Source organism: Lysobacter sp. CA196 (genome assembly GCF_052078695.1).
Lineage (GTDB): Bacteria > Pseudomonadota > Gammaproteobacteria > Xanthomonadales > Xanthomonadaceae > Lysobacter.
Map to the genome: position 1 here is coordinate 89,881 of NZ_JBQJIN010000009.1, position 25,210 is coordinate 115,090.

The 25,210-nt window shown below is 67.7% G+C and carries 20 protein-coding genes; 11 read left to right on the forward strand and 9 right to left on the reverse strand.

What is annotated here, in order from left to right; genetic code table 11:
- Positions 1–327: 327 nt before the first annotated feature.
- The gene (locus ACTOWK_RS10725) at positions 328–2,169 is read left to right on the forward strand and encodes a DUF885 domain-containing protein (protein ID WP_441330158.1); all 1,842 of its coding nucleotides are present in this window, start codon (positions 328–330) and stop codon (positions 2,167–2,169) included.
- 236 nt (positions 2,170–2,405) lie between these two features.
- Here the strand turns inward: ACTOWK_RS10725 and ACTOWK_RS10730 are convergent, their stop codons facing one another.
- The gene (locus ACTOWK_RS10730) at positions 2,406–3,491 is read right to left on the reverse strand and encodes a substrate-binding domain-containing protein (RefSeq protein ID WP_441330159.1); all 1,086 of its coding nucleotides are present in this window, start codon (positions 3,489–3,491) and stop codon (positions 2,406–2,408) included.
- Positions 3,492–3,739: 248 nt separating this feature from the next.
- Here ACTOWK_RS10730 and ACTOWK_RS10735 point away from each other — a divergent pair, with 248 nt between their 5' ends.
- The 4 genes from ACTOWK_RS10735 to ACTOWK_RS10750 are packed head-to-tail and all read left to right on the forward strand — an operon-like array spanning position 3,740 to position 9,003.
- Positions 3,740–5,449 (forward strand): OFA family MFS transporter, encoded by a 1,710-nt coding sequence (locus ACTOWK_RS10735; protein ID WP_441330160.1) that lies wholly within the window; start codon positions 3,740–3,742, stop codon positions 5,447–5,449.
- A 44-nt stretch (positions 5,450–5,493) separates the two neighbouring features.
- Positions 5,494–6,417, forward strand: coding sequence for a formate dehydrogenase accessory sulfurtransferase FdhD (gene fdhD / locus ACTOWK_RS10740; protein WP_441330161.1), 924 nt, complete (start codon positions 5,494–5,496; stop codon positions 6,415–6,417).
- Positions 6,414–8,765 (forward strand): FdhF/YdeP family oxidoreductase, encoded by a 2,352-nt coding sequence (locus ACTOWK_RS10745; protein WP_441330162.1) that lies wholly within the window; start codon positions 6,414–6,416, stop codon positions 8,763–8,765. The genes fdhD and ACTOWK_RS10745 overlap by 4 nt, the downstream gene beginning before the upstream one ends.
- A 13-nt stretch (positions 8,766–8,778) precedes the next feature.
- Positions 8,779–9,003, forward strand: coding sequence for a hypothetical protein (locus ACTOWK_RS10750; RefSeq protein ID WP_441330233.1), 225 nt, complete (start codon positions 8,779–8,781; stop codon positions 9,001–9,003).
- Between the two features lie 165 nt (positions 9,004–9,168).
- Here the strand turns inward: ACTOWK_RS10750 and ACTOWK_RS10755 are convergent, their stop codons facing one another.
- Positions 9,169–9,519, reverse strand: a complete 351-nt coding sequence (locus ACTOWK_RS10755; RefSeq protein WP_441330163.1) for a GFA family protein — start codon at positions 9,517–9,519, stop codon at positions 9,169–9,171.
- 134 nt (positions 9,520–9,653) lie between these two features.
- Here ACTOWK_RS10755 and ACTOWK_RS10760 point away from each other — a divergent pair, with 134 nt between their 5' ends.
- The 3 genes from ACTOWK_RS10760 (at position 9,654) to ACTOWK_RS10770 (ending at position 12,217) form a co-directional block, all read left to right on the forward strand.
- Positions 9,654–10,073, forward strand: coding sequence for a VOC family protein (locus ACTOWK_RS10760; protein ID WP_441330164.1), 420 nt, complete (start codon positions 9,654–9,656; stop codon positions 10,071–10,073).
- Complete coding sequence (locus ACTOWK_RS10765) at positions 10,070–10,972, forward strand: DUF72 domain-containing protein (protein WP_441330165.1); 903 nt, start codon at positions 10,070–10,072, stop codon at positions 10,970–10,972. The genes ACTOWK_RS10760 and ACTOWK_RS10765 overlap by 4 nt, the downstream gene beginning before the upstream one ends.
- A gap of 282 nt (positions 10,973–11,254) precedes the next feature.
- On the forward strand, positions 11,255–12,217 hold the full coding sequence (locus ACTOWK_RS10770) for an aldo/keto reductase (protein ID WP_441330166.1): 963 nt from the start codon (positions 11,255–11,257) through the stop codon (positions 12,215–12,217).
- 160 nt (positions 12,218–12,377) lie between these two features.
- On the opposite strand, the gene ACTOWK_RS10775 is transcribed toward ACTOWK_RS10770, so the two are convergent.
- Positions 12,378–13,034 (reverse strand): NAD(P)-dependent oxidoreductase, encoded by a 657-nt coding sequence (locus tag ACTOWK_RS10775; RefSeq protein WP_441330167.1) that lies wholly within the window; start codon positions 13,032–13,034, stop codon positions 12,378–12,380.
- Positions 13,035–13,117: 83 nt separating this feature from the next.
- Between ACTOWK_RS10775 and ACTOWK_RS10780 the strand changes: the two genes are divergently transcribed.
- Entirely contained in the window at positions 13,118–14,026 is a 909-nt protein-coding gene (locus tag ACTOWK_RS10780; RefSeq protein ID WP_441330168.1) for a LysR family transcriptional regulator, read from the forward strand.
- 253 nt (positions 14,027–14,279) lie between these two features.
- On the opposite strand, the gene ACTOWK_RS10785 is transcribed toward ACTOWK_RS10780, so the two are convergent.
- The 3 genes from ACTOWK_RS10785 to ACTOWK_RS10795 form a co-directional block, all read right to left on the reverse strand.
- The gene (locus ACTOWK_RS10785; RefSeq protein ID WP_441330169.1) at positions 14,280–15,176 is read right to left on the reverse strand and encodes a cyclase family protein; all 897 of its coding nucleotides are present in this window, start codon (positions 15,174–15,176) and stop codon (positions 14,280–14,282) included.
- A 422-nt stretch (positions 15,177–15,598) separates the two neighbouring features.
- Positions 15,599–16,537: a DMT family transporter gene (locus ACTOWK_RS10790; protein ID WP_441330170.1), complete on the reverse strand. Its 939-nt coding sequence runs from the start codon at positions 16,535–16,537 to the stop codon at positions 15,599–15,601.
- Between the two features lie 313 nt (positions 16,538–16,850).
- Positions 16,851–17,147, reverse strand: a complete 297-nt coding sequence (locus ACTOWK_RS10795; RefSeq protein WP_441330171.1) for a cupin domain-containing protein — start codon at positions 17,145–17,147, stop codon at positions 16,851–16,853.
- A gap of 136 nt (positions 17,148–17,283) precedes the next feature.
- Between ACTOWK_RS10795 and ACTOWK_RS10800 the strand changes: the two genes are divergently transcribed.
- Complete coding sequence (locus ACTOWK_RS10800) at positions 17,284–18,168, forward strand: LysR substrate-binding domain-containing protein (protein WP_441330172.1); 885 nt, start codon at positions 17,284–17,286, stop codon at positions 18,166–18,168.
- Between the two features lie 340 nt (positions 18,169–18,508).
- On the opposite strand, the gene ACTOWK_RS10805 is transcribed toward ACTOWK_RS10800, so the two are convergent.
- From ACTOWK_RS10805 to ACTOWK_RS10815, 3 genes are all read right to left on the reverse strand, one after another.
- Positions 18,509–18,967, reverse strand: coding sequence for a TfoX/Sxy family protein (locus tag ACTOWK_RS10805; RefSeq protein ID WP_441330173.1), 459 nt, complete (start codon positions 18,965–18,967; stop codon positions 18,509–18,511).
- Positions 18,968–18,998: 31 nt separating this feature from the next.
- Positions 18,999–21,443: a TonB-dependent receptor plug domain-containing protein gene (locus tag ACTOWK_RS10810; RefSeq protein ID WP_441330174.1), complete on the reverse strand. Its 2,445-nt coding sequence runs from the start codon at positions 21,441–21,443 to the stop codon at positions 18,999–19,001.
- Positions 21,444–22,094: 651 nt separating this feature from the next.
- Positions 22,095–23,516, reverse strand: a complete 1,422-nt coding sequence (locus tag ACTOWK_RS10815; RefSeq protein ID WP_441330175.1) for a M1 family metallopeptidase — start codon at positions 23,514–23,516, stop codon at positions 22,095–22,097.
- Between the two features lie 348 nt (positions 23,517–23,864).
- Here ACTOWK_RS10815 and ACTOWK_RS10820 point away from each other — a divergent pair, with 348 nt between their 5' ends.
- Positions 23,865–25,061, forward strand: coding sequence for a glycoside hydrolase family 64 protein (locus ACTOWK_RS10820; RefSeq protein WP_441330176.1), 1,197 nt, complete (start codon positions 23,865–23,867; stop codon positions 25,059–25,061).
- The last annotated feature ends 149 nt before the right edge of the window (positions 25,062–25,210 follow it).

Sequence of the window (25,210 nt, forward strand, 5' to 3'; positions counted from 1 at the left end):
CTTGCGCGCGGTCGCGATAATGCGACCCGTTGTTCATTATTCAGGCGCGCTCATGCCGCGCGCCGCATGAGCGCATGGCCGATGGTTATGACGCGCAAGCCCACGGAAACCACGAAATTCGACGCCGGGCACGGCCGTTGCGCGAAGGACCGGATCGGCAAGGTCGCGTTCGGCCGCGAGCGCCCGGCGCCGCGAGACGCCGCGACACATTCCCTGTCGGCCCGCGCCCCGGCCCCCCGCCCGGACCTATGACCCATGCGCACCCCATCGCCTTCGCATATCCTCCGCGCATTGCGGCCCGGCCGCCCCCCTCGACCGAGATCGGATATGCGCCTGTTGCGTCCCTCGCAGCTCTCTTTCGTCCTCACTCCGGCCCTGTTGGCCCTCGCCTTGTCGGCCTGCGGGCCGCGCGAAACCGCCGCGCCCACCGCCGTGGCCAAGACCGCCGCCGCGCCCGCGGCGAGCTCCGATCCGGCCGTCGACGCCGCCTTCGCCGCACTGTCCAAGCGCTGGCTCGACGGGGTCATGCAGATCAACCCGGTCAGCGCCACCCAGATCGGCGACCATCGCTTCGACGGCGAAGTCGACGACCTCAGCGCCGCCGGCCGCCAGCGCCAGCTCGACTTCAACCGCAAGCTGCTGACCGAACTCGATGCCGTCGACGCCACCCGTCTGTCGCGCGAGAACCAGGTCGACGCGGCGATCCTGCGCAACCGCCTGCGTTCGGAAGTGTGGTCGATCGAAACCCTGCAGAACTGGGCCTGGGACCCGATGGTCTACAGCGGTCTGGCCGGCGACGCGATCTACAACCTGATGGCGCGCGAGTTCGCGCCGATGCCGCAGCGCCTGAAGTCGGCGATCGCGCGCATGGAGAAGATCCCCTCGATCTTCGCCCAGGCGCGCGCCAACCTCGACCCGGCGCGGGTGCCGAAGATCCATGCCGAGACCGTCGCCAAGCAGAATGCCGGCGTGCTCAGCCTGATCGACACCTTCATCGTGCCCAACGCCGGCCAGCTCAAGGGCGCCGAACGCAAGCGCCTGGACGCCGCCGTCGCCGGCTTGCGCAAGGCCGTCGCCGAACAGCAGGCATGGCTGGACAAGACCCTGGTGCCCAACGCCAAGGGCAACTTCCGCATCGGCCAGACCCTGTACGACGAGAAGCTGAAGTTCTCGCTGAATTCTTCGTTATCGCGCGCCGAGATCATGCAGCGCGCGCAGTCCGAGTTGGCCCACGTGCGCGCCGAGATGTACGCGATCGCGCGGAAGGAACTCAAGGGCAAGCCCGGCGCGCCGGAACTGCCCGACAACCCCAAGCCGGAACAGCAGCAGAAGGCGATCGAAGCCGCGCTTGAGTTGGCCTATGCCGACAAGCCGGCGCGCGACAAGGTCGTCGACTTCGCCAAGCAGACGCTCGAGGAAGCCACCACCTTCACCCGCGCCAAGAACCTGGTCAGCGTGCCCGATGCGCCGGTCAAGATCATCCTGATGCCGGAGTTCCAGCGCGGCGTGGCGCTGGCCTATTGCGACTCGCCGGGCCCGCTCGACAAGGGCCTGGACACGTATTACGCGATCTCGCCGATTCCCGACTACTGGAGCGAGGCCCAGGTCGATTCCTTCCTGCGCGAATACAACACGCGCATGGTGCATCTGCTGTCGATCCACGAAGCGATGCCCGGCCACTACCTGGAAGGCGCGCATTCGGCCAAGGCGCCGTCGACCCTGCGCGCGGTGCTGCGTTCGGGCGTGTTCGCCGAAGGCTGGGCGGTCTACACCGAGGACGTGATGGCCGACGCCGGCTACCTCGACAACGACCCGCTGTTCCGCCTGGTCCAGCTGAAGTTCTATCTGCGCAGCATCGGCAACGCGATCCTCGACCAGGGCGTGCAGGTCGAAGACTGGAGCCGCGAGCAGGCGATGCAGTTCATGACCCAGCAGACCTTCCAGCAGGAACGCGAAGCCGCCGGCAAGTGGGTACGCGCCCAGTTGACCTCGGCGCAGCTGCCGACCTATTTCGTCGGCGCGCAGGAGCACTTCGACATGCGCAAGGCGGTGGAAGCCAAGCTCGGGCCGAAGTTCGACGCCAAGACTTATCACGACCAGGTGCTGTCCTACGGCGCCCCGCCGGTGCGGTTCGTGCGCGAGCTGATGCTGGACGAACCGATTCTCTGAAGACCGGTTCGCAACAACGAAAGCCCGCCGCATGGCGGGCTTTTTTGTGGGCGCGCGACACCTGCGATCTTCGTTCTGACCTATCGCGCAGCGCATGCGACCGGGTGCAGTCGCGCCGCGGCATATCGCCCGCGGTCGCGGCTTGCGCCGCTCCTACTCCTTGTGCGCGGCTTTTGGGTAGGAGCGGCGCAAGCCGCGACCACGCCGCCTCAGCCGCGACGCAATTTCGACAGCCCCTATCCGAACACCGCCCGCGCCGTCGCAAACGCCTCGTACAGATCCTGCACCGTGCCGCAGCGGTCGGCGTCGTAGCCCGGCAACTGACCCAGCTCATAGCGGAAACGTTCGCTGCGCAGGATCGCCAGCATCTCGGCCAGGCCCGGCGAGGCCAGGCTGTCGGCGCGCACCAGGAAGAAGTAATGCTCGGAGGCGACCGGGACGAAGTCCAGGCCGTAACGCCGCGCCGGCGTCTCCAGTCCGAAACCGGCATCGGCCATGCCGCTGGCGACATAGGCCGCGACCGCGGCATGGGTCAGCTCGTCGATGCCGCAACCGCGCACGTCGCGGATCGAATGCCCCTGCCGCGCCAGCATGCGCTCCAGCAACAAACGCGCGCCGGAACCGGGCTGGCGATGGATGAAGCGCACGTCTTCGCGCAGCAAGTCGGCGAGCACGCGGATGCGCTTGGGATTGCCGGCCGCGACGACCAGGCCGATGCGCCGCGTGGCCAGATGCAGGACGCGGTCGTTGACCGGGTCGATGCGGTCGGCATACAGCGCCAGGATCTCGCGCTCGAACTCGCCGATCGGCAGATGCACGCCGGCCAGGTCGCAATCGCCGCCGCGCAGCGCGCTCAGCGCTTCGCCGGGACTGCGGTATTTCAGATCGACCGGAGTGCCGGCCTCGTCGAGAAAACGGCGCAGGGTCTCGACCGCGAAGCCGTGCGCGGCGTGCAGGCGCTGCGGCGCCGCCTGCGCGGTGAGCGCGCGTTGCAGTTCGACCTCGACCTCCGAAGCCAGGCTGTCGAGCGTCGGCGCCAGGCGCGCAGCGATGCGCTGCTCGGCCCAGACCAGGCGTTCGCCGAGCGCGGTCAGGCGCGCGCCGCGACCGCGCGTCATGCGCAACAGCGGCGTGCCGAACAAGGCGCGCGAAGACTGCAGCAGGCCCCAGGCGTAGCGGTAGGACAGATCCAGATCGCGGCAGGCCGCGGCCAGCGAGCCGGTCGCGTGCACGCCGAGCAACAGGTCGATCAGCTTCGGCGGCAGCGGCCGGCCGTCGGCGGCGTGCAGCGTCCACTTGGGTTGGATCTGGACCTTGAACATGCCTGCGCCTCTGTGAGCGTTCGCTGCCGCGAACCGGACCGAGCCACCCTCGCAGCGGCCGCCATCGCCGCTCGCTCGCAGCCGATCCAATCGGCTTTACACAGCCGATTATTAGACTACTCGGTGATATACGTCACCTTCTGCCTGGGATAGCCTCGCTTACGCTTCCGGACTGACCCCCAAATATGTCCTGAAGTACATATTGATGCAGATCCTAGGCAGTCGCAGTAGTAATCGGAGGGGTCCCTATGTCCAGTGACAGCGTGGTGGTCTCAGCAACCCCGCCATCCGCCAGGGAAGGCCGGCAATCGGAAAGTTGGTTGGCGAAAGAACGCATCGTCGCCTGCCCGGGCTTCAACCGTTGGCTGGTGCCGCCGGCGGCGTTGGCGATCCATCTGTGCATCGGCATGGCCTACGGCTTCAGCGTGTTCTGGCTGCCGCTGTCGCAGGCAGTCGGCATCGGCGCGCCGATCGAGTGCCCGGCCAGCATGGGCTTCTTCGCGCGCATGGTCGCGACCGGCTGCGACTGGAAAGTCAGCGCGCTGACCTGGATGTACACCTTGTTCTTCGTCCTGCTGGGCTGTTCGGCGGCGATCTGGGGCGGCTGGCTCGAACGCGCCGGCCCGCGCAAGGCCGGCGTGGTCTCGGCGCTGTGCTGGTGCGGCGGCCTGGTGATCTCGGCGGTCGGGGTCAAGACGCACCAGATCTGGATGCTGTGGCTGGGCTCGGGCGTGATCGGCGGCATCGGCCTCGGCCTCGGTTACATCTCGCCGGTCTCGACCTTGATCAAATGGTTTCCCGACCGCCGCGGCATGGCCACCGGCATGGCGATCATGGGCTTCGGCGGCGGCGCGATGATCGGCAGCCCGCTCGCCGATCTGCTGATGAAGCACTACGCCACCGCGACCTCGGTCGGCGTGTTCGAAACCTTTTTGACCATGGCGGCGATCTACTTCGTCTTCATGATGGCCGGCGCCTTCGGCTACCGCATTCCGCCGAGCGGCTGGACGCCCGCGGGCTGGACGCCGCCGCAGGCGAGCGCCAACACCATGATCACCCAGCAGCACGTGCATGTGAGCAAGGTCTGGGGCATACCGCAGTTCTGGCTGTTGTGGGGCGTGCTCTGCCTCAACGTCTCGGCCGGCATCGGCGTGATCGGCATGGCCTCGCCGATGCTGCAGGAAGTGTTCGGCGGCAAACTCATCGGCGTCGACGGCGGCATCAAGTCGCTCGACGAAGCGCAACTCGGCCTGATCGCGGCGATCGCCGCCGGCTTCACCGGTTTGCTGAGCCTGTTCAACATCGGCGGGCGGTTCTTCTGGGCGTCGACCTCGGACTACATCGGCCGCAAGATGACTTACGTGGTGTTCTTCGTGCTCGGCATCGCCCTGTATGCGAGCGCGCCGTGGGCCGGTTCCGGCGCCGGCAGCATCGCCGCGTTCGTGGCGATCTTCTGCGTGATCCTGTCGATGTACGGCGGCGGCTTCGCCACCATCCCGGCTTACCTGGCCGATATGTTCGGCACCCAGATGGTCGGCGCGATCCACGGCCGCCTGCTCACCGCCTGGGCCACCGCCGGCATCCTCGGCCCGGTGGTGGTGACCTATATGCGCGACTACCAACTCGGACTGGGCAGGCCGCCTTCGCAGGTCTACAACACCACGATGTATATCCTGGCCGGGATGTTGGTGCTGGGCCTGTTGTGCAACCTGATGGTGCGCCCGATCGCGCAGAAGCACTTCATGACCGCCGAGGAACTGGCGCGCGAGAAGCGCCTCGCCCACGAGAAGACCGGCCACAATGGCGCCCCGCCCGCGTCGGTCGGCGCCGAGCAGATGGCACTGATCGGTCACGGCGGCCATCCGGCCCTGGTGCTCGCCGCCTGGGCCGCGGTCGGCCTGCCCTTGGCCTGGGGCATGTGGGTCACGTTGCAGAAGGCGTTCGTGCTGTTCCATTGAGGCCATGGCCGGACGGCCCCGCGCCGTCCGGCATTCGAAACCAGATGAGCAAGACGACCATCGAACAGAAATACCCATCCGACGCGCTGGCCGACGCGCAGCGCGCCGGTGCGGTGACGCGCCCGGTGCGTCGCCGCCGCGGCGCGCGCATCGACGACACCGTGGATGCGATCGCCGCCGAAGTGCCGGTCGCGCTGATCTACAACGGCACGCCGTTCGCGGTGATGATGGCCACGCCCGACGACCTCGCCGATTTTGCCCTGGGCTTCTCGCTCAGCGAAGGCATCGTCGGCCGCGCCGACGAACTGCGGGTCGGGGAGATCGCGACTTCGCTCGAAGGCATCACCCTTCAACTCGCCATTCCCGAGGCCCGCGCCGCCGCGCTCGAACAACGCCGACGCAACCTGCAAGGCCGCAGCGGTTGCGGCGTATGCGGCACCGAAAGCATCGAGGCGGTGCTGCGGCCGCCGCCGCGCCTGCGCGACAGCGCGCCGATCCATGTCGGGGCCTTGCACTGCGCCTTGCGCGAACTGCGCGAACGCCAACCCTTGAACGCCCTGACCGGCGCCACCCATGCCGCCGGCTGGGCCGGCCGCGACGGTCGCGTGCTGTTGGTGCGCGAAGACGTCGGCCGCCACAACGCCCTCGACAAATTGATCGGCGCTTTGGTCGCCGCCGGCCTCGACCCGTTGCAGGGTTTCGCCGTCGTCACCAGCCGCGCCAGTTTCGAAATGGCGATGAAGGCCGCGCAAGCCGGCATCCCGCTGTTGGCCGCGATCTCGGCGCCGACCGCGCTGGCGATCGCGCTGGCCGACTCGGCCCACCTCACCCTGATCGGTTTCGCCCGCGACGACGGGCACGCGGTCTACACCCATGCACAGCGTCTGATCGAAAATGGCCCGCACGATCCGCGTGCCGGCGAAGACGATCAGGGCGGCGACGACAACGCAATGGAAGCGAACTCATGAGCAAGAAGACCATCCGCCCCTACGACGGCCCCGCCGGCGGCTGGGGCGCGTTGCGCAGCGTCGCCCGGCACCTGCTCGAACAGGACGTGCCGGTGCACGGCGCGCGCACCCTGCTCTCGGCCAACCAGCCCGACGGCTTCGACTGCCCCGGTTGCGCCTGGCCCGACCGCGACCACACCTCGACCTTCGAGTTCTGCGAGAACGGCGCCAAGGCGGTGGCCGCCGAAGCGACCAAGCATCGCGCCACGCCGGAACTGTTCGCCCAATACACCGTCGCCGAGCTTGCCCGCTACAGCGACCACTGGCTGGAGAACCAGGGCCGGCTGACCCATCCGATGCGCTGGGATGCGGCCAGCGACCGCTACCTGCCGATCGGTTGGGGCGAAGCCTTCGCCCGCATCGGTGCGCATCTCAACGCCTTGGATTCGCCCGACCGGGCCTTGTTCTACACCTCGGGGCGTTGCAGCAACGAAGCGGCCTTCCTGTATCAGTTGTTCGTGCGCGAGTTCGGCACCAACAACTTCCCCGACTGCTCCAACATGTGCCACGAACCCTCCGGCACGGCGATGAAAGCCCAACTCGGCGTCGGCAAGGGCACGGTGCTGCTCGACGATTTCGAAATCGCCGAGGCGATCTTCATCTTCGGCCAGAACCCGGGCACCAACCATCCGCGCATGCTCGGCGAGCTGCGCAAGGCGGCCAAGCGCGGCGCCGCAATCGTCTCGTTCAACCCCTTGCGCGAACGCGGGCTGGAGAAATTCGCCGACCCCCAGGACAAGCTGGAGATGCTGCATAACGGTTCGACCCGGATCTCCTCGGATTATTTCCAGTTGCGCATCGGCGGCGACCTCGCCGCGGTCAAGGGCATCATCAAGCGCACCCTCGAAGCCGACGCACTGGCGCAACGCGAAGGCCGCGCACGAGTCATCGACGTCGCTTTCATCGCCGAGCATACCCGCGGCTTCGAGCGTTTCGCCGCCGACGTCGCCGCCGAGTCCTGGGAGACCATCGAGGCCGAGTCCGGCCTCAGCCGCGCCGAGCTCGAACGCGCCGGCGACATTTATATCCAGGCCGGCAGCGTGATCTGCTGCTGGGGCATGGGCATCACCCAGCACAAGCATTCGGTCGCGACCATCCACATGCTGGGCAACCTGCTGCTGTTGCGCGGCAACATCGGCCGCCCCGGCGCCGGCCCCTGCCCGGTGCGCGGCCACAGCAACGTGCAGGGCGACCGCACCATGGGCATCTACGAAAAGCCGTCGCCGGCCTTTCTCGACCGCCTGCAAGAGGTGTTCGGTTTCGAACCGCCGCGCGAACACGGCCACGACACGGTCGGCGCGATCGAAGCCATGCTCGACGGCCGCTGCAAGACCTTCTTCGGCCTGGGCGGCAATTTCGCCACCGCCACGCCCGACACCGAGGCCACCCACCGCGCGCTGCGCCGCTGCGACCTCACCGTGCACGTCACCACCAAGCTCAACCGCAGCCACCTCGTGCACGGCCGCGACGCCTACATCCTGCCCTGCCTCGGCCGCACCGAGATCGATATCCAGGACGGCGGCGCGCAGGGCGTGACGGTCGAGGATTCGATGAGCATGGTGCACCTTTCCGCCGGCATCAACGCGCCGGCCGCGCCGACCCTGTTGTCGGAACCTGCGATCGTCGCGCGCCTGGCCGCGGCCACTCTCGGCGCGCGCAGCAAGGTGCCGTGGCTGTGGCTGATCGGCGACTACGACCGCATCCGCGACAAGATCGCCGAGGTGTTCGAAGACTTCCACGACTTCAACCGGCGCGTGCGCGTGCCCGGCGGCTTCCATCTGCCCAATGCGGCGGCCGAACGGCGCTGGCTCAACCCCGAGGGCAAGGCGCTGTTCAAGCCGCATGCGGTGCCGACCGACCTGCCGGTGCACCGCGCCCGCGCCAGCCGGCAGCAACCGGTGTTCACCCTGGCGACGACCCGCTCGCACGACCAATACAACACCACCATCTACGGCTTGAATGACCGCTATCGCGGCGTGTTCGGCGAGCGCCGGGTGTTGTTCATCCATCGCGACGACATCGCCGCCCTGGGCATGAACGCTAGCGACTGGGTCGACCTGGAAAGCCTGTGCGACGACGGCGTCGAACGCATCGCCCGGCGCTTCCTGTTGGTCGAGTACAACATCCCGCGCGGCTGCCTGGCCGCCTATTACCCCGAGACCAATGCGCTGGTACCGCTGTCGAGCTTCGCCGACGAGGCGCGCACCCCGACCTCGAAATCGATCCCGGTGGTGGTGCACCCGCATCTGCCGCAGGCGGCGCAAGGCCTGCAGGCGGCCAAGGACATCGGCCTTGTCCGAGTCGACTGAGGCCCTGCTGGCGATGCTGGCCGACGCAGCCGACGGCGTGTCCCTGCCGCGCCTGTGCAAACGCCTGGGCCTGCGCATGAGCGTGCTGCTGCGCGAACTGGCCTGGATCGGCGAAGACGCCATCGGCGGCCACATCGGTCCCGGTTGGGTGCGGGTGGAAACGCGCGGCGAGAGCCAAGTCGCGGTGTTGACCGAGCGTGGGCGCGAACGGCTGCGGGTAGGTGGTGATCGCAAGTAAAGCGGTGGCAACTCAGTTCAGCCGAAATGGCCGATTTGCGCCGTTGCTGCCCTGACGCGGTCGCGGCTTGCGCCGCTCCTACCCGGAGGCTTCAGGGTAGGAGCGGCGCAAGCCGCGACCGCGACCCCTCCATGCCGGCGTCACTTACACAACACCAGCCTCGACTCAAAAACTGCGCCCGTCCACCGGCACGACCTTGACCGACGCCAGGTCGACACCTTCCAGGCAGCGCACGTTGATCGCCGTCATCAGCGTACCGTCCGGCATGCTGCCCTGGCTGAAAGACGAAATGCCGCAGTGCTTGCAGAAATGATGGTCGATGCTGTTCTTGTTGAAGTGATACAGGCCCAGATCGGCCGGGTCGGTCTTCAACGCGAATGCGGCGCGCGGCACGAACCACAACAGGCCGCCGCGCCGCTGGCACATCGAACAATTGCAATCGATCGCCTGGTCGATCTCGCCTTCCACGTCGTAGGCGACCTTGCCGCAATGGCAGCCGCCGGAATACTTGGTCATCGCATGCTCCCGCCGCTGTGCGGCGCCCGTGAAGACGCGAGGATAACGCCGCCGCGCTATGCTCGTCGCCCTGACCTTCGACACCCCTCGCCGCCTGCCCGGCCCGCGCCGCCAACACCCCAACGGAGCGCCTCATGGACCGCATCACCGGCAGTACCATCATCCCGTCCCTGCGTTATCGCAACGCACTCGCCGCGATCGAATGGCTGTGCCGTGCGTTCGGTTTCGAGAAGCATGCCGTCTATGCCGATGGCGATACCGTGCACCATGCGCAACTGACCTACGGGCTGGGCATGATCATGCTCGGCTCGGTCGACGACAGCAGCGAATGGGGCCAACGCATCGTCCAACCCGATGAGATCGGCGGGCGCGAGACTCAGGCCTGCTCGGTGGTGGTCAGCGACGCCGACGACCACTATGCGCAGGCGCGCGCGGCCGGCGCCGAGATCGTGGTCGAGATCGCCGACCAGGACTACGGTGGACGCGCCTACACCTGCCGCGACCTCGAAGGCCGACTGTGGTGGTTCGGCACCTACAACCCGTGGAACCTATGAATCGCAAACGCAGCAGCGACTCCGCACCCGGCGACCTGTTCGCCGCTCCCGCCGCTCCGGCTTCGAGTTCGGCCGGCGATTTCGGTGCCGGCCCCGGCCCGGTCGACGGCATCCGCGCCGGCATCGGCGGCTGGACCTTCGTGCCCTGGCGCAACAACTTCTACCCGGAAAAGCTGGTGCAGCGGCGCGAGCTCGAATTCGCCAGCCGCCAGCTCAGCAGCATCGAGATCAACGGCACCTACTACAGCGCGCAGAAGCCGGCCACCTACGCCAAATGGGCGGCGGAAACGCCGGAGCATTTCGTGTTCTCGCTGAAGGCGCCGGGCCGCATCACCCAGGGCGGCGCCCTGGCCAAAGCCGGCAACGGCGCGAAGGCCTTCATCGACGGCGGCTTGAGCGAATTCGGCCAGCGGCTCGGGCCGATCCTGTGGCAACTGATGCCCAACCGCGCGTTCAACCGCGACGACCTCGCCGCGTTCCTGGACAGCCTGCCGCGCACGCTCGATGGCCGCGCACTCAAGCACGTGCTGGAAGTCCGCCATCCGAGCTTCCTCGACGAGGCCTATGTGCGGCTGGCGCGCGAGCACCGCATCGCCACGGTGTTCACCGATTCCGACGAGTACCCCTCGCTGGCCGACGTCACCGGCGATTTCGTCTACGCCCGCCTGATGGGTTCGCGCAGCGAAGTGGCGACCGGCTATCCCGAGCCCGAGCTCGACGATTGGAAGCAACGCGCGCAGGCCTGGGCGCAGGGGCGAGATTGCCCCGAGCTGCCGCATGTCGCCGCGCCCGTCGAGAGCGGCAAGCCGCGCGAAGTGTTCGTCTATTTCATCAGCGCCGCCAAGGAGCGCAACCCGGCCGCGGCGATGCGTTTGCTGGAGAAGCTGGGCGCGCGCTGAGCGATCGAGCGCTGTCGCCGCGACGCCGGCCTGCGCGAAGTAACGTCGGCGGGCGAAACATCGCGGTCGCGACTTGCGTCGCTCCTACCCTTAAAGCCGTACACAAGGGTAGGAGCGACGCAAGTCGCGACCGCGTTCGTTCCGATCGCGCCGATACCCACCTCCCGCTGATTTCCCGCCCATCATGCAACGCCTCTCGCCGCCCCGGATCAATGCCACAATCGCCGCAGGCCGCCCGCCACTCAGGCGTCCGCCGCACCGATCCCACAGCGAGTCTCCGCCATGGCCAGTCGTCGCGATTTCCTCGGTACCGTTTCCCTCGCCGCCACCGGCCTCGCGCTCGCGCCGCTGGCCGCGTGCAGCGACGAATCGCCGCCCGCCGCGGCTGCAACAGCGCCGGCCGAAACACCGTTCGCCGGCACCCTGCTCAAGCGCACGATTCCGGCGACAGGCGAATCCATCCCGGTGATCGGCATGGGCACCTCGGGCAGCTTCGAGGTCGGCACCGACGAGGCATCGCGCGTACCTTTGCGCGAGGTGTTGAAACGCTTCGTCGATGCCGGCGCCCGCGTCGTCGACACCGCGCCGACCTATTCCAGCGCCGAGGACGTGCTTGGCGATCTCATCGCCGAAGCCAAGCTGCGCGAACGGCTGTTCCTCGCCACCAAGCTGTCCGGCGTCGACGGCCGTGACGAAGGCCTGGCCCAGTTCGAGGCCTCGCTGCGGCGCCTGCGCACCGAGCGCATCGACCTGCTGCAGGTGCACAACCTGGGCGACACCCGCACCCAGCTCGCGCTCGCGCGCGAACTGAAGCAGCAGGGCAAGGTGCGCTTGGTCGGCCTGACCCATTACCGCGAACAAGCGCAGGCGCAACTCGCGCAAGCCATGCGCGCGTTCAAACCCGACTTCGTCCAGATCAATTATTCGCCGGTCTCGCGCGCGGCCGAACGCACGGTGTTCCCGCTCGCGCGCGAGTTGGGCATCGCGGTGATGGTCAACCGGGCCTTCGAGGACGGACGGTTGTTTTCGCAGGTCAAAGGCAAACCGCTGCCGCCGTGGGCCACCGAAGTCGGCGCCGACTCCTGGGCGCAATTGTTCCTGAAGTTTGCCCTGAGCGAAGCGGCGGTGACAGTGGTGATTCCGGCGACGTCCAAGCCCAAGAACCAGACCGACAACCTCAAGGCCGGCGTCGGCCCCATGCTCGATGCGAAGCAGCGCGAGGCCCTGGTCGCGGCGATCGGGTAAAAGCCCGCGCGTCGTTACCGGATCTGCCCCCTGTAGGAGCGGCGCAAGCCGCGACCGCGGGGCCGCACGCTCGCGCCGGACGATAGGTTCGAACGAGCTCGCACGATGAAGAGCGCGACAGCCCCGCTGCCGCGCTCTTCGTTTTCGTCTTACGCAACGATCAGTAAGCGACGGTGAAGCGCTTGCGCGAGTGCGCCGGCTGCTCCAACTCGTCGATCAGCGCAACCGCATAGTCCTGCACCGAGATGTTGCTCTCGCCCTGCTCGTCGACCAGCAACTGATCGCCGCCGACACGGTAACGACCGCTGCGCTCGCCCGGCACCAGGTGCGCGGCCGGCGACAGAAAGCTCCAGTCCAGGCTGTTCTCCTCGCGCAAGGTGGTGAGGACCGTGCGCATGGCTTCGGCGCCGTCGCGGTACTCGGCCGGGAAGCCGGGCTGGTCGAGCACCTGCTGGCCCGGCGCGATCTCCAGGCTGCCGGCGCCGCCGACCACCAGCAGACGCGGCACGCCGGCCTGCTTCAGGCCTTCGACGATCCGGGTATAGCCGGCGACGGTGTCGCGGCCGACGTTCGGGTTCTTCCAGCCGCCGGCGTTGTACGAGGCGATCACCGCGTCGTGGTCGCGGCTCAATGCGGCAACGGTCGCCGAAGCGGCCGCGTCGCCGCCGATGCTGGCCGGCTTGACGGTCAGGCCGTCGTGCGCCTGCAGCGACGAGGTGTCGCGAGCGACCGCGGTGACGCGATGGCCGCGTTGCAGGGCTTCTTGGAGCAGGGCGCGGCCGACGTAGCCGGTGGCGCCGATCAGGACGATGTTCATGGGGCACTCCCGTAGTGGATTGGACGGGATATAGTTTGCAGACTTACAGAACCCGCGATAATCCGGCCCAGGACGCTATCACCATGAAGCTGGACTTCACGATAGACCGACTCAAGCGCATGGCCTTGTTCGCCCGGGTGGTCGAACTGGGCTCGATGAGTGCGGCCGCGCGCGAGCTCGACATGACCCCGTCGGCGGTCAGCCAGCAACTGCGCCAGCTCGAAGCCGAGACCGGCGTGGTCCTGCTGCACCGTTCGACCCGCAAACTGACCACGACCGAGATCGGTCAGGCCTATTACGAAGACTGCGCGGCGATGCTGCACGCCGCGCGCAGTGCCGACGGCCGCCTCGGCGATCTGCGCGACGAACCGCGCGGCGAGTTGCGCATCGCCGCGCCGATCGGCTTCGCCGCGCATCTGGCGCCCGCTCTGGCCCCGCTGATGCGTGCCTGTCCCGAACTGTCGCTGCGGATCTTCGCCGACGACCGTCAGATCGACCTGATCGCCGAACGCATCGACCTGGCGATCCGGGTCGGCCGGCTTGCCGACTCCAACCTGATCGCGCGGCGCATGGCCGAATGGCGGCATCTGCTGCTGGCCTCGCCGGCGTATGCGCAGGCGCACGGCCTGCCGCGCACGCCGGAAGAACTCGCCGGCCACTCGATGCTGATCCTCAGCGTGATGAACCAACCCGAATACGTGGAGATGCATCGCGACGGCGAACCCTCGCGGCGGGTGCGGATCGGCGGACGCATCGTCGGCAACAACGCCGAGACTCTCAAGCAGATGATGCTGCAGGGGCTCGGCATCGTCCGCCTGCCCGAGCCGGATGCGGCGCCGGTGTTGGCCGATGGCCGCGCCGTGCAGGTGCTGCCGGAATGGACGATGGCGCCGCTCGGCGTCTATGCGGTGACAGCGCAGCGCGATTCGCAGCCGGCGAAGGTGCGCATGGCGATCGCGGCCTTGCAGGCTTATCTGGAAACGGAGCGGTAGCGGGCGCTTGCCCTCATCCGCCTGCGGGCAGCTTCTCCCGCATGAGGGTGCCTACCCTGATCCGCCCTACGGGCAGCTTCTCCCGCAAGCGGGTGCCTGCTCTGATCCGCCCTACGGGCAGCTTCTCCCGCAAGCGGGTGCCTGCCCTGATACGCCCTACGGGCAGCTTCTCCCGCAAGCGGGTGCCTGCCCTGATCCGCCCTACGGGCAGCTTCTCCCGCAAGCGGGAGAAGCAAAGCGAAAGCCGAGGGCTTTAACCGACGATCTTCGCCAGCGCCCGCACCGGAAACGTGCCCATGCCCTTCACCTTCGGCGGCACCGCGCTGAAGCTGAAGCCCTCGTCGGGCAGCGCGGCCAGGTTGCGCAGGTGCTCGACGATCAGGATGCCGGCGCCGAGCAGGGTCGAATGCACCGGACGCGTCTTGCCGCGGGTGTCGTCGATGTTCATCGAATCGATGCCGACCAGCTTCACCGCGCAATCGCGCAGCCACAGCGCCGCGTCTTCGGTCAGGAAGGGATGGCCGTCGGCATAGGCCGGCGTGGCGAAGTGCCGGTCCCAACCGGTATGCACCAGCACCGCGCGGCCCCGCAGTTCCAGGTCGCGGAAATAGACGACGTCGATGGCTTTCACCGAGGGATCGACACGCACCACGATCGCGTCGAGGTCGGCGCAGTCTTCCGGATGGATCTGCGACAGGTCGGCGCCGTCCTGGTAACGGTGCGAGGGGCAGTCGATGTAGGTGCCGGTGTTGGCGACCATGTCGATGCGGCCGATATGGAACTCGGTGCCCTCGGCATAGATCGCGCGCGAGTCTTCGCGGCTGAGGTAGTCGCAGATATGCGCGGCCGGCATGCCCGGATAGGTGACCTGGCCGTCCTCGATGGTGTGGCTGAGGTCGACGTAGCGCGTCGCGCCGTGCTCGAGGGCGCCGGCCTTGCGCTTGTGCGCTTCGACCAGGATGCGCTTGTTGAGGATACGCGCCGGCCCGACCATCAGCAGGCGCAGATCGCGCACGATGTAGTCGACCAGTTCGGCGTCGCCGATGTCGTCGCCGTCGATGTCGAGACGAAACCCCTGGCCCTGCAGGCCGCCGCCGTTGCTGAACTCGATTTCGAAATCGAACTGGACGCGATGCTGGATGGAATTCAAGCGAATCTCCGCGGAAGGTTGAGGCGATGGGGATGGTGCGGTTGCGAGTATGTCGTCGGTCGGTATCAGCGCACGCTCGGAAGCAGCAGGCCGATACGGCGCTCTAATTCGTGTCCGGTTCACGCCGTGTTTTGCTCGTCATCCCCGCGTAGGCGGGGGTGAAGGGATGCGCTTGCGAGCCACTGGCTCGCGCATCCATGAACGCCAGGGCGCCGTGCGCCCTGGCCGGGCTGCAAAGACTTCAGGCGTTCTCGCACGAAAATCCGGTGGATCCCCGCCTACACGGGGATGACGGTTTGGAGTGTCGGGAGAAACCGGCAACCTGCAACTGCGCTGGACGACGTGTGAAGCAAGGTACGGAGTCTTGCCGAAGCGATGTCCCGAAATAGCCGACGCAGTCGGCAGTATGGGCACCGCGCCGCTTACTTAGCCGCCCCTTGACTCAACGCAACGCTGCCGAGGATCAACAGCGCGGCGACCAACATGCTGCCGGTCAGCGGTTCGCCGAGCAGCATCCAGCCCCAGGCCACGCCGAACAGCGGCACCAGGTAGGTCACCGCGACCGCGCGGCCGGCGCCGATGCGCTGGATGAGTCGGTAATACATGACGAAGGCGATGCCGGTGCAGAGCACGCCGAGCATCGAGGCCGAGAACCACGACTTCATCGGGATCGCGTGGTCGGGCCAATAAGCGATCGCGAACGGCAGGGTCATCAGCGCCGAGGTGCCCAGGGTCGCCGCGGCGACCGCGGCGGCCGGCAAGCCGGTGAGTTGGCGGCGCACCAGGTTGGCGCCGATGCCGTACAGGAAGGCGGCGGTACAACCGGCCGCGACCGCCCAGCCGATGCTGGCGCCGGCGGTTTTGCCGCTGGCCAGCACCACCACACCGGCGAAGCCCGCGAACAGGGCGACCGCGCGCTGCATGCCGATCTTCTCGCCGAAGAACAGGAAACCGACCAGCGCGGTGAACAGCACCGCCATCGAATTGGTGATCGCGCCGATGCCGGCCGGCGCGCGCTGCGCGGCCCAGGCGAACAGCACGAACGGCACCGCCGAATTGATCACGCCGATCAAGGCGAGCTTGGCCCAGATCAGGCCCTTGAACGATGCGCGCGCCTTCCACAGGAACGGCAACAGGATCAGCGCACCGAGGCCGAGCCGCATTTCCACCAGCGGGATCGCGCCGAAGTCCTTGGCCGCCACGCGCATGAACAGGAACGACGAACCCCAGATCGCGCCGAGCACGGTCAGTTCGAGCGGGGTGCGCCAGGCGGCGCGCTCGGAGTCGGCGACGGCGGCGGCGACGGCCGGCGATGCGGAGCAGTTGCAAGTGGCGCTGGCGGCGAGTTCGGGGGAACGCATGCGCTAAGTCCTCGAAAACGGCGGCCGCGCGATGCGGACGCCTGCGGGGGGAACACAGCCGCACCGGCCTTGCGGCGGCGAAGCGGTGGGCGCAGCGGCGATGGGCGCCGTTGCGCGCGATACGGGGAACCGACTCCGGCCATGGCCAAGCGCTATCGAGCGCAGGGCCCGAATGCACTATCGGTACCCGGTCCAGGTACGGATATCCGGATCCGATCGGCCCGATCCGATCAGCCCGATCCAATCAGCCCGATCGAACTAGAAACAGACCGAGGGCGGATCGAGTTCTGCGCCGGCTCCGCCGGCACCTCGCTCAAACGTCCAGAATCGCCAGCGTGCCGCGGCTGCCCGGCGCGACCGCGTGGGCCACGCCCGCGGGCACCACGTAGAGCTGCCCGGCCCCGACTTCGACGATCGCGTCGCCGATGCTCAGACGCATCGCTCCGTCGAGCACCAGCAGGCCCTCGGCGAAATCGTGCGTCTCTTCCTCATAAGCGCCGGCATCCATCCGCATCAGCTTGAAATTGGCGTTGCCGAAACGCCCGACCACGGTCGAGCGCCACGCGGCGGGCAGTTCGGCGGAGGTCGCAAGCAAGTCGATGAGGCTCATACGCAGGCACTGGCTGGTGGGTCGCGGCGGTCGGGACAACAATCTGGCTCTTCCCTGATGCCTATTTTGACTGGCCCGCTGGCCCAGACAAGCGCATACTTTGGCACTCAGGCACAAATATGATTTGAGGCTGATCATGGCGTTGCGGGCAGACTGGTTACCGGCCCTGGCGGCGTTCGAAGCGGCGGCGCGGCATCAGAATTTCGCTCATGCCGCCGAAGAGCTGCACCTGACCGCCAGCGCGGTCAGCCATCACGTGCGCAAACTCGAAAGCCGGCTCGGCGTAAGCCTGTTCCAGCGCCATGCGCGCGGCGTCGCCCTGACCCCGCAGGGGCGCCAGCTCGCCGACTCCGCCGGTACCGCCCTGGCCGACATGGACGGCGTGCTGCGAAGCCTGCGCGTCAGCCGCCAGGAGACCGACCGGGTCCGCGTCACCACCCTGCACTCGCTGGCCTACACCTGGCTGCTGCCGCGGCTGAGCGAGTTCACCAGCGCGAACCCGAAGATACTGCTGAGCCTCGACACTGAGATCGCGCTGGCGCGCTTCGACGAAGGCGGCCCCGACCTCGGCATCCGCCACGGCGCCGGCCACTGGCCCGGGCTGACCTCGCATCATCTGATGGACGACGCCCTGTTTCCGGTCGCTTCGCCGAGCATGCCCGGCATCGAGCGGATCACCGAACCGGCGCAGATCGCCGACCTGCCGCTGATCGCCGACCACGCCCGCCAGGGTTGGCACGACTGGTTCCGCGCCGCCGACGTGCACGGCCGCAAGCTCGAAGAGCGCTACACCTTCAGCGACACCACCGACGCCATGATGGCCGCCGCCCACGGCATCGGCGTGGCCCTGGCGCGCGAACAGATCGCCGTGCCTTATCTGCGTTCCGGCCAGTTGGTGCGTCTGCCCGGCCCCTCGATGCCGGCGCGCTGGGGCTACTACGCGATCTATCCCGCCCACCGCCGCCTGCGCCCCGCGGCGCAGAGCTTTCTCGATTGGTTGTTGGCGGTGAAGAAGGATTGAGGCGTGCGGGATGGCGTGCATCGTCGCTGCCCCCCCTTTTGGGTAGGAGCGGCGCAAGCCGCGACCGCGAAAAACGAGGCGTTGCGAAGGCACGAAGCACCGATGGGCTTGCCGCCTCGATCGATCACACCGGGCTCGGTGTCCCACCCGTCCCATGTCGCGACTCGCGTCGCTCCTACCCCTTGGCGGCCCCTGGGTAGGAGCGGCGCAAGCCGCGACCGCGAAAACGATGGGCTGCGAAAGCACGATGCGCCGATGATGTTGCCGCCTCGGCCGCTCACGCCGGGATTGGCTCTCCACTCGTCCCTGTCGCGACTCACGTTGCTCCTACAGGAGAACCCTATTCGCGCTCAGTGTGCGCGGCGGGTACGCGTCGGGACGCTTTCTTCGCCGCGGCTTTCTTCGTCATGGTCTTCTTCGCCGTGGTCTTCTTCGCTGCCGTCTTCTTCACCCCCGCCTTTTTCGGCGGGGCGGCATTGGCTTTGCGCAATGCGGCCTGGTAGGCCAGGACCAGCCACGGTTTCATGTCCTGCGGTGAATCCATCGCCGACTCCGGCACCGACCAGAAACTCAGCTCGATCGGTTTGCGCTGGCGGGTGTAGACGAAGGGCTCGCAGCCGGCCGCGCGGAAGCGCGGCGCGGTCTGCGTGTCGACCTTGAGGTAGACCGCCTCGTCGATGATCAGGGCGATCATCAGGCCGTCGTGATAAACGCCATGGCCGCCGAACATGCCGCGCGCCGACAAGGCGCCGAAGCCCGAAGCCAGATCGCGCAGATGGGCGATGAGGGCCTCGCTCACGCGAACGCCCTCACCGCGTTGCCCGCCTGGATCAGAAGCGGTGCCACAGACGCACGTAATAGGCCGCGCCGTTGAGGCCGAACTGGACGCTGTCGAAGATGTGGCCGTTGTCGGTTTCGTCCGGGTTCTGGCGGGTCGGCTTGACGTTGAAGATGTTGGCGCCGCCGACCGTCAGCTTCGTATTCTCGGTGAACGAATAGGTCGCGCTGAGGTCGGCCGAGGTCTTGGCCTTGTAGCGCGCATTCGGCACGCCGCCGGCGGTGCCCGAGAACGTGCCCAGGGTCTGCGGCCCGAAGTGGATCACCTTGACGTTGCCGGCCCAGGGGCCGCGCGACAGATCGAAGCCGAGCACGGCCTTCGACTTCGGTGCGCCCTGCTCGATGAACAAGCGCTCGCGCTCCGACAACAGCACGTCTTCGCGGCCGATCAGCGCCGGCGGCGCGTGGATGGCGTTGACCTTGGTGCGGTTGAGGTTGAGGGCGAAGAAGGTGCCGAGCTTGAAGTCCTCGCCGAGCTGGCGCTCGTTGTTGAAGGTGAAATCCAGGCCTTCGGTGCGGGTGTCGACCGAGTTGACGAAGAACTGCGCCTGGCCGACGCCGAGGTCGTCGAGGATGCTGCCGATGGTCGGGTCGGTGGCGTCGAAGCGGCCGCTGAGCACGATGCGGTCGTCGATGTCGATGCGGTAGGCGTCGAGGGTCACCGAGGTGTCGGCGTTCGGCGACCAGGTCAGGCCGAGGGTGTAGTTGCGCGACTCTTCCTTGGTCAGCAGCGGCAGGCCGGCGGCGTTGGCGATGGTGCCGCCGTTAGGCGCGATGACCACGTCGACCGGCTCGCCGTTGACGAAGTCGGTGATGGTCGAGGAAAAGAACTTCTGCTGCAGCGACGGCGCGCGGAAACCGGTGCTCGCCGAGGCGCGCAGCATCAAGGTGTCGGTGGCGCGGAAGCCGGCGGCGAGCTTGCCGGTGGTGGTCTTGCCGAAGTCGCTGTAGTCCTCGTAGCGCACCGCCACGCCGGCGGTGAAGCGGTCGGTAAAGTCGGCTTCGAGGTCGACGTAGGCGGCCCAGTTGTCGCGGCTGTGCGCGCCGGCATCGGCCGGCTGGAAGCCCGGGAAGCCCTGGCTGCCGGCGTTGCCGCCCTCGCCGACGCCGTCGGCGTCGATGTAGGAACCCGGCTCGCCGGCGAAGATCTTGTAGCGCTCGTCGCGGCGTTCCAGGCCGAAGGCGACGTTGAGACCGTTGAAGACCTGGTCGTAGAACCGGTTGACGTCGAAATTGATGGTCTTCTGCTGGAACGAGAAGCCGCCGGCGTCGAAGCTGTCGGCGCTGACGCCGCGGCCGCCGTTGAGCAGGTCGAGGTTGGCGATCGAAGCGTTGAGGGTGTTGTTGATGTCGTAGCGCAGTTCGTTGAAGCCGTAGGTGTAGGACAGGTCGGCGTTCCACTCGCCCATGCTCCAGCGCAGACCGAGGATGCCGTAGCGGTCCTTGAGCTCGCCGTCGATGAAGGGCACGAAGCCGTCCGGGTACATCGCCGCGGAGTTGCGCGAGGGGATGTCTTCCGAACCCAGGCCGTCGCGCGCGAACGCCGCCGAGGAGGCGTCGCGGTTCTGCACGCCGCCGGTGAAGTACAGGGTCAGGTTTTCGCCGAGGGGCTTTTCGCCGTTGACGAAGATGGTCTGGTTGCGGATCTTCGAGTCGCCGATGATGCGCGGGCTGCCGGCGGGCTCGGAGCGATCGGAGCGGCCGCGATCCTGGTATTCGCCGGTGATGCCGATGGTGCCGTCGCTGCCGAGGCCGAAACCGCAGTAGGCGGTCGCCAGCCAGTTCTCGCCGTCGCCCTTGGAATACTGGCCGTAGCCGGCGACCGCTTCGCAGCCCTTGCGCTTCTTCAGCGAGATGTTCATGACCCCGGCGATGGCGTCGGAACCGTACTGGGCGGCGGCGCCGTCGCGCAGGATCTCGACGCTGTCGATCGCCATCAAGGGGATGGTGTTGAGGTCGGTGCCGGTGTTGCCGCGATTGCGCGCGCCGAACAGGTTGAGCAAGGCGGTGGTGTGGTGGCGCTTGCCGTTGACCAGCACCAGGGTCTGGTCCGAGCCCAGGCCGCGCAGCGCGGCCGAGTCGACCAGGTCGGCGCCGTCGGCGCCGCTCTGGCGGGTCGAGTTGAACGAGGGCGCGGCGTATTGCAGCGACTGGGCGAGGTCGAACTGGGCGCCCTCCTCGGTGTTCTTCGCCATCGGCAATACGTCCACCGGCGAGATCGAGGTGGTGTCGGAGGAGCGCTGGCTGCGGCGCGAACCGAGCACCGACACCGTCTCCAGGGTCCGGGCCTCGCTTTCCTGGGCCGGCGCGGCCTCGGTCTCCTGGGCGGCGGCGCTGCCGGCGAAGAGGCCGCCGGCGACCCACAGCGCGCAATGGACGGCGCTGAACAGGCGGGCACGACAGAGGGGACGGAGAGCGCGGTGGCTGGCTTGCGTCATAGCGAGGATCCTTGGCTAGGCGGGCGGGGCATCCCCTTAGCCTAAAGCCAAGACGCCAGTTCGTGCACAGTCGGCGACGCGGAAATGCAAACAAACAGTGCCAGGGGCCGCGCAATGGATGGCGCGGCACAGGGGTTCGGGGCCGATCGAAGGCTGAAGACGCCAGCCCTTCGCACCCGAATGACGATCCGGCTGGGCCGGTGCGGCGCCGCGATCTGGCGGCTACGCGGTCGCGGCTCGCGCCGCTCCTCCCCCTTGGCTGCGCGGCTTCTGGGTAGGAGCGACGCGAGTCGCGACCGCGACACTTCGATCGGCGGCGATGGCTCCATGGGCACGAGAACAGATGGATGCGGCGGTTCGCACGGGAACGACGCCGGTTGGCTTGTCGGCAACGCCGGCGTTTGCAACGGCGCGGTCGCGGCTTGCGCCGCTCCTACCCCTTGGCTGCGCGTCTTCTGGGTAGGAGCGGCGCAAGCCGCGACCGCGAAACCTCGACCCGCGACGATAGCTCCATGGGCGCGAGAACAGATGGATGCGGCGGTTCGCACGAGAGCAACGCCGGTTGGCTTTTACGCAACGCCGGCGTTTGCAGCGGCGCGGTCGCGGCTTAAGCCGCTCCTACATCTGGCTGCATCGAAGGCCATGCCCCACTCACTTCGCAGGCGCCGCCGGCTTCGCCACGATCTCTGCCGATTCGACCCAACGCGCGAAAAACTCGCCGAGGTCGCGGCCGCTCGCGCGTTCCATCGCCTTGCGGAAATCCGCGGTGACCACCGAATGACCGTAGTGCGCACGGGTGTAGGCGCGGATGCCGCCCCAGAACGCGCGTTCGCCGAGCTCTTCGCGCAGCAGGTGCAGGACGTAGGCGCCCTTCTGGTACACCACGGCGCGATCGTCGGCGCTCGGCTTGGTCCAGTGTTCGTAGATCAGCGCATGGTCCTTGCCGGTCTCGCGCAGCTTGTCCAGGCGCCGTTTCCAGCCGTCGACCTGTTTGCGGTAGGCCTCGTCGCCGAAACGGTGCTGCAGATAGGCCGCGGCCATGAAATTGGCGAAGCCCTCGTTGAGCCAGAAATGGCCCCAATCGCGGCAGGTGACGTAATTGCCCCACCACTGGTGCGCGGCTTCGTGGGCGATCAAGGCCTGGGCGCTCGGGTCGTCGAGCACTTCGCGGCCGTAGGCTTCCGACATCAACGACAAACCTGCCAGTTCCTGGCCGATGGTCTTGGCGACCAGCACCTGGCTGTAGGTTCCGCCGTAGCGGATGCCGGCTCGGCGGCCGAAGAAACGCATCATATCGGGCGTGTCGGCGAACACGCGGCGCAGTTGCGGCGCTTGCAGATCGCTCGACAGGTAACGCAGCGCAGCGTTCTCGCTGGTGCCGCCGGCTTCGTTATAACGTCCGGCAGCGAAGCCATAGACATAGCTCGGCATGGCCGCATCCTGGCGCCAGCGATAGGCCTCGCGGCGGCCGCCGAGCGCCGACTTCGACATCAATCGGCCGTTGCCGACCGCTTTCAGGCCTTCCGGCAAGGTCACGGTGAGGTCGAGCGTGGCCCGTTCCTGCGGCGCATCGATGCAGACCAGCCATTGGCTGGTCGAGAACACCGTGTACAGCTCGCTGCGCTCGGGATGGAATTCCAGGCCGAAACGCGGCGCGCCGCGATAAGCGATTTCGATCTCATGGCGCGAACCGGCCGCGGCCGGCGCGGCCAGGCGCACGCTCACGCGCTTGTCGAGCTTCTCGAAGCTCAGCGCCTGCTTGTCTTCGCTGACCGCGACGATGTCGAGGTCGCCGGCGTCGAAGTCGAAACGTTGCGCGCCCTGGCTGCGGACGATGAAGCGGATCGCGACATGGCCGCGCAAGGTCTTTGCGGCCAGGTCGGGCTCGATACGCGCGGTGTAATGCAGCACGTCGATGTCGGCGCCGGCGCGCGCTGCTTCGCTCGCGGACTTGCTCGCAGCGGCGAGAGTGGCGAAGGCGGTACAAGCGAGAACGCCGGCCGCGATCGTGCGCCGCAGCAGGCGGCTGCGCGCTCGAATCCGGCTGGCGTGGTTCATCGCTACATCGCGCATCGTTCGCTCCATCCCTTCCCCTGCCGATCGCGGTCCTGCGATTCGTGTCCGATCGGGCCGATCCTCGGGATCAGGCGTCGATCATCGCCGATGCGGGCGCTGCGCTGAACCCACCGGCCGTTCATGGTTTGTCTGCGGTTAGGGATTGCGCCGGATTTGCGCCCCCGATCACTGACAGCGCTGTCATTTACCACCAAGGTGCGGATCGTGAGCGCAGGCGCGCGGGCGATCGCGTCGCGGGCGGTCACGCCCACCCACGCCAAGCTCGCGTTTTCCCGCGGCATTGCGCCGCCTGGGCCCGCCAGGGCACGGGAAGCCGAAGGCTTGTCCCTGCTCAGGAGCCCTCGGATGGTCACTCGCCGTACTTTCCTCAGCGCCTCCGCCGCCGCGATGGCGGCCGGCGTCGTCGCGCCCTTCGCCTCCCGCGAGGCTGCCGCCGCGCCGCAGCGTTTCACTCTCAACCTGGTCAATGCCTCGGGGCAGAACACCGCTTATGCCTATGTGGTCGGCCTGTCGGGCGGACGTCCGCTGTTCGTACGCGCCGACGGCGGCAGTTATTACCCGCCCTCGCCGTCCTCACCGGTGACGCCGCTGGGCCAGGACTGCGCGATCGCGCTCGGCGGCCACGGCTCGTCGACGCGGGTCTCGATCCCGCGCATGTACGGCGCGCGCATCTACGTGGTCACCGGCAGCAAGCTCGATTTCTTCGTCAATCCGGGCCCGGCCATCGTCCACCCCAGCTTCCTCAACACCAGCGATCCGAACTTCAACAAGAACTGGACCTTCGCCGAATTCACCTTCAACGAGTACGAGCTGTTCTCCAACATCAGCTACGTCGATTTCGTCGCCGCGCCCCTGGGCTTGTCGCTGCGCTCGCTGTCGGGGCGGGTCGAAACCATCCCCGGCCTGCCCGCCGGCTCGCTCGATCCGATCTGCTACGCGCTGCAACAACAGGCCAGCCGCGAGGGTTCGGCTTGGGATTCGCTGATCCAGCGCGGCAGCAACGGCCTCAACCTGCGCGCGATGAGCGCCCACTACCAGGCCGGCCGCTTCCAGAATTATCTGAGCGGCTACATCAACGCGGTCTGGAGCAAATACGCCTCGACCACCCTGACCGTCGACACCCAGTCCGGCTTCGGCCGCCTGACCGCGCGCGTCGGCGGCGACGGCCTGTTGCGTTTCAACAACGGCGAGACCTTCGCGCGGCCCAGCACCGCCAACGTGCTGAGCTGCGACAGCGGGCCCTTCAGCCTCGCCGGCGCCAGCGAGGTGCGCAAGGCGATCATTCCGCGCCTGGCCGCCGCCTTGAACCGCACCACCCTGCTCGACAACGCCGACCAGCCCAGCGGCGAAGTCGCCAGCCGTTTCTATCGCAACGCCCAGACCAACCACTACGCGCGGCTGGTGCACGAGCGCCTGCCGGACAACCGCGGTTACGCCTTCCCCTACGACGACGTTTCTCCGAGCGGCGGCCAGGACTTCAGCGGCGCGGCGCGTTCGGGCGATCCGGACACCTTGACGGTGACCTTGCGTACCCTGCGCTGAGCAAGCCGCCGCGACGACAGGCGTCTTCGCTTAGCGGACCGGCCGGCCGTGCGCTTGCAACGTGCGGCCGGCTTCCCCCTGCCGCAGCGCAGCAAGCGCTGTCCGGGCCTGGCCTATGATGCGGACGACCCGCCCTCGCGGCGGCCGCC

Bases quoted from the DNA above. Each gene is read 5' to 3' on its own strand.
- ACTOWK_RS10815 (WP_441330175.1), bottom strand. From the start codon at position 23,516: ATGCGCGATGTAGCGATGAACCACGCCAGCCGGATTCGAGCGCGCAGC.
- ACTOWK_RS10775 (WP_441330167.1), bottom strand. From the start codon at position 13,034: ATGAACATCGTCCTGATCGGCGCCACCGGCTACGTCGGCCGCGCCCTG.
- ACTOWK_RS10755 (WP_441330163.1), bottom strand. From the start codon at position 9,519: ATGACCAAGTATTCCGGCGGCTGCCATTGCGGCAAGGTCGCCTACGAC.
- ACTOWK_RS10770 (WP_441330166.1), top strand. From the start codon at position 11,255: ATGGCCAGTCGTCGCGATTTCCTCGGTACCGTTTCCCTCGCCGCCACC.
- ACTOWK_RS10750 (WP_441330233.1), top strand. From the start codon at position 8,779: ATGCTGGCCGACGCAGCCGACGGCGTGTCCCTGCCGCGCCTGTGCAAA.
- ACTOWK_RS10745 (WP_441330162.1), top strand. From the start codon at position 6,414: ATGAGCAAGAAGACCATCCGCCCCTACGACGGCCCCGCCGGCGGCTGG.
- fdhD (WP_441330161.1), top strand. From the start codon at position 5,494: ATGAGCAAGACGACCATCGAACAGAAATACCCATCCGACGCGCTGGCC.
- ACTOWK_RS10790 (WP_441330170.1), bottom strand. From the start codon at position 16,537: ATGCGTTCCCCCGAACTCGCCGCCAGCGCCACTTGCAACTGCTCCGCA.
- ACTOWK_RS10760 (WP_441330164.1), top strand. From the start codon at position 9,654: ATGGACCGCATCACCGGCAGTACCATCATCCCGTCCCTGCGTTATCGC.
- ACTOWK_RS10780 (WP_441330168.1), top strand. From the start codon at position 13,118: ATGAAGCTGGACTTCACGATAGACCGACTCAAGCGCATGGCCTTGTTC.
- ACTOWK_RS10765 (WP_441330165.1), top strand. From the start codon at position 10,070: ATGAATCGCAAACGCAGCAGCGACTCCGCACCCGGCGACCTGTTCGCC.
- ACTOWK_RS10730 (WP_441330159.1), bottom strand. From the start codon at position 3,491: ATGTTCAAGGTCCAGATCCAACCCAAGTGGACGCTGCACGCCGCCGAC.
- ACTOWK_RS10820 (WP_441330176.1), top strand. From the start codon at position 23,865: ATGGTCACTCGCCGTACTTTCCTCAGCGCCTCCGCCGCCGCGATGGCG.
- ACTOWK_RS10800 (WP_441330172.1), top strand. From the start codon at position 17,284: ATGGCGTTGCGGGCAGACTGGTTACCGGCCCTGGCGGCGTTCGAAGCG.
- ACTOWK_RS10810 (WP_441330174.1), bottom strand. From the start codon at position 21,443: ATGACGCAAGCCAGCCACCGCGCTCTCCGTCCCCTCTGTCGTGCCCGC.
- ACTOWK_RS10725 (WP_441330158.1), top strand. From the start codon at position 328: ATGCGCCTGTTGCGTCCCTCGCAGCTCTCTTTCGTCCTCACTCCGGCC.
- ACTOWK_RS10735 (WP_441330160.1), top strand. From the start codon at position 3,740: ATGTCCAGTGACAGCGTGGTGGTCTCAGCAACCCCGCCATCCGCCAGG.
- ACTOWK_RS10795 (WP_441330171.1), bottom strand. From the start codon at position 17,147: ATGAGCCTCATCGACTTGCTTGCGACCTCCGCCGAACTGCCCGCCGCG.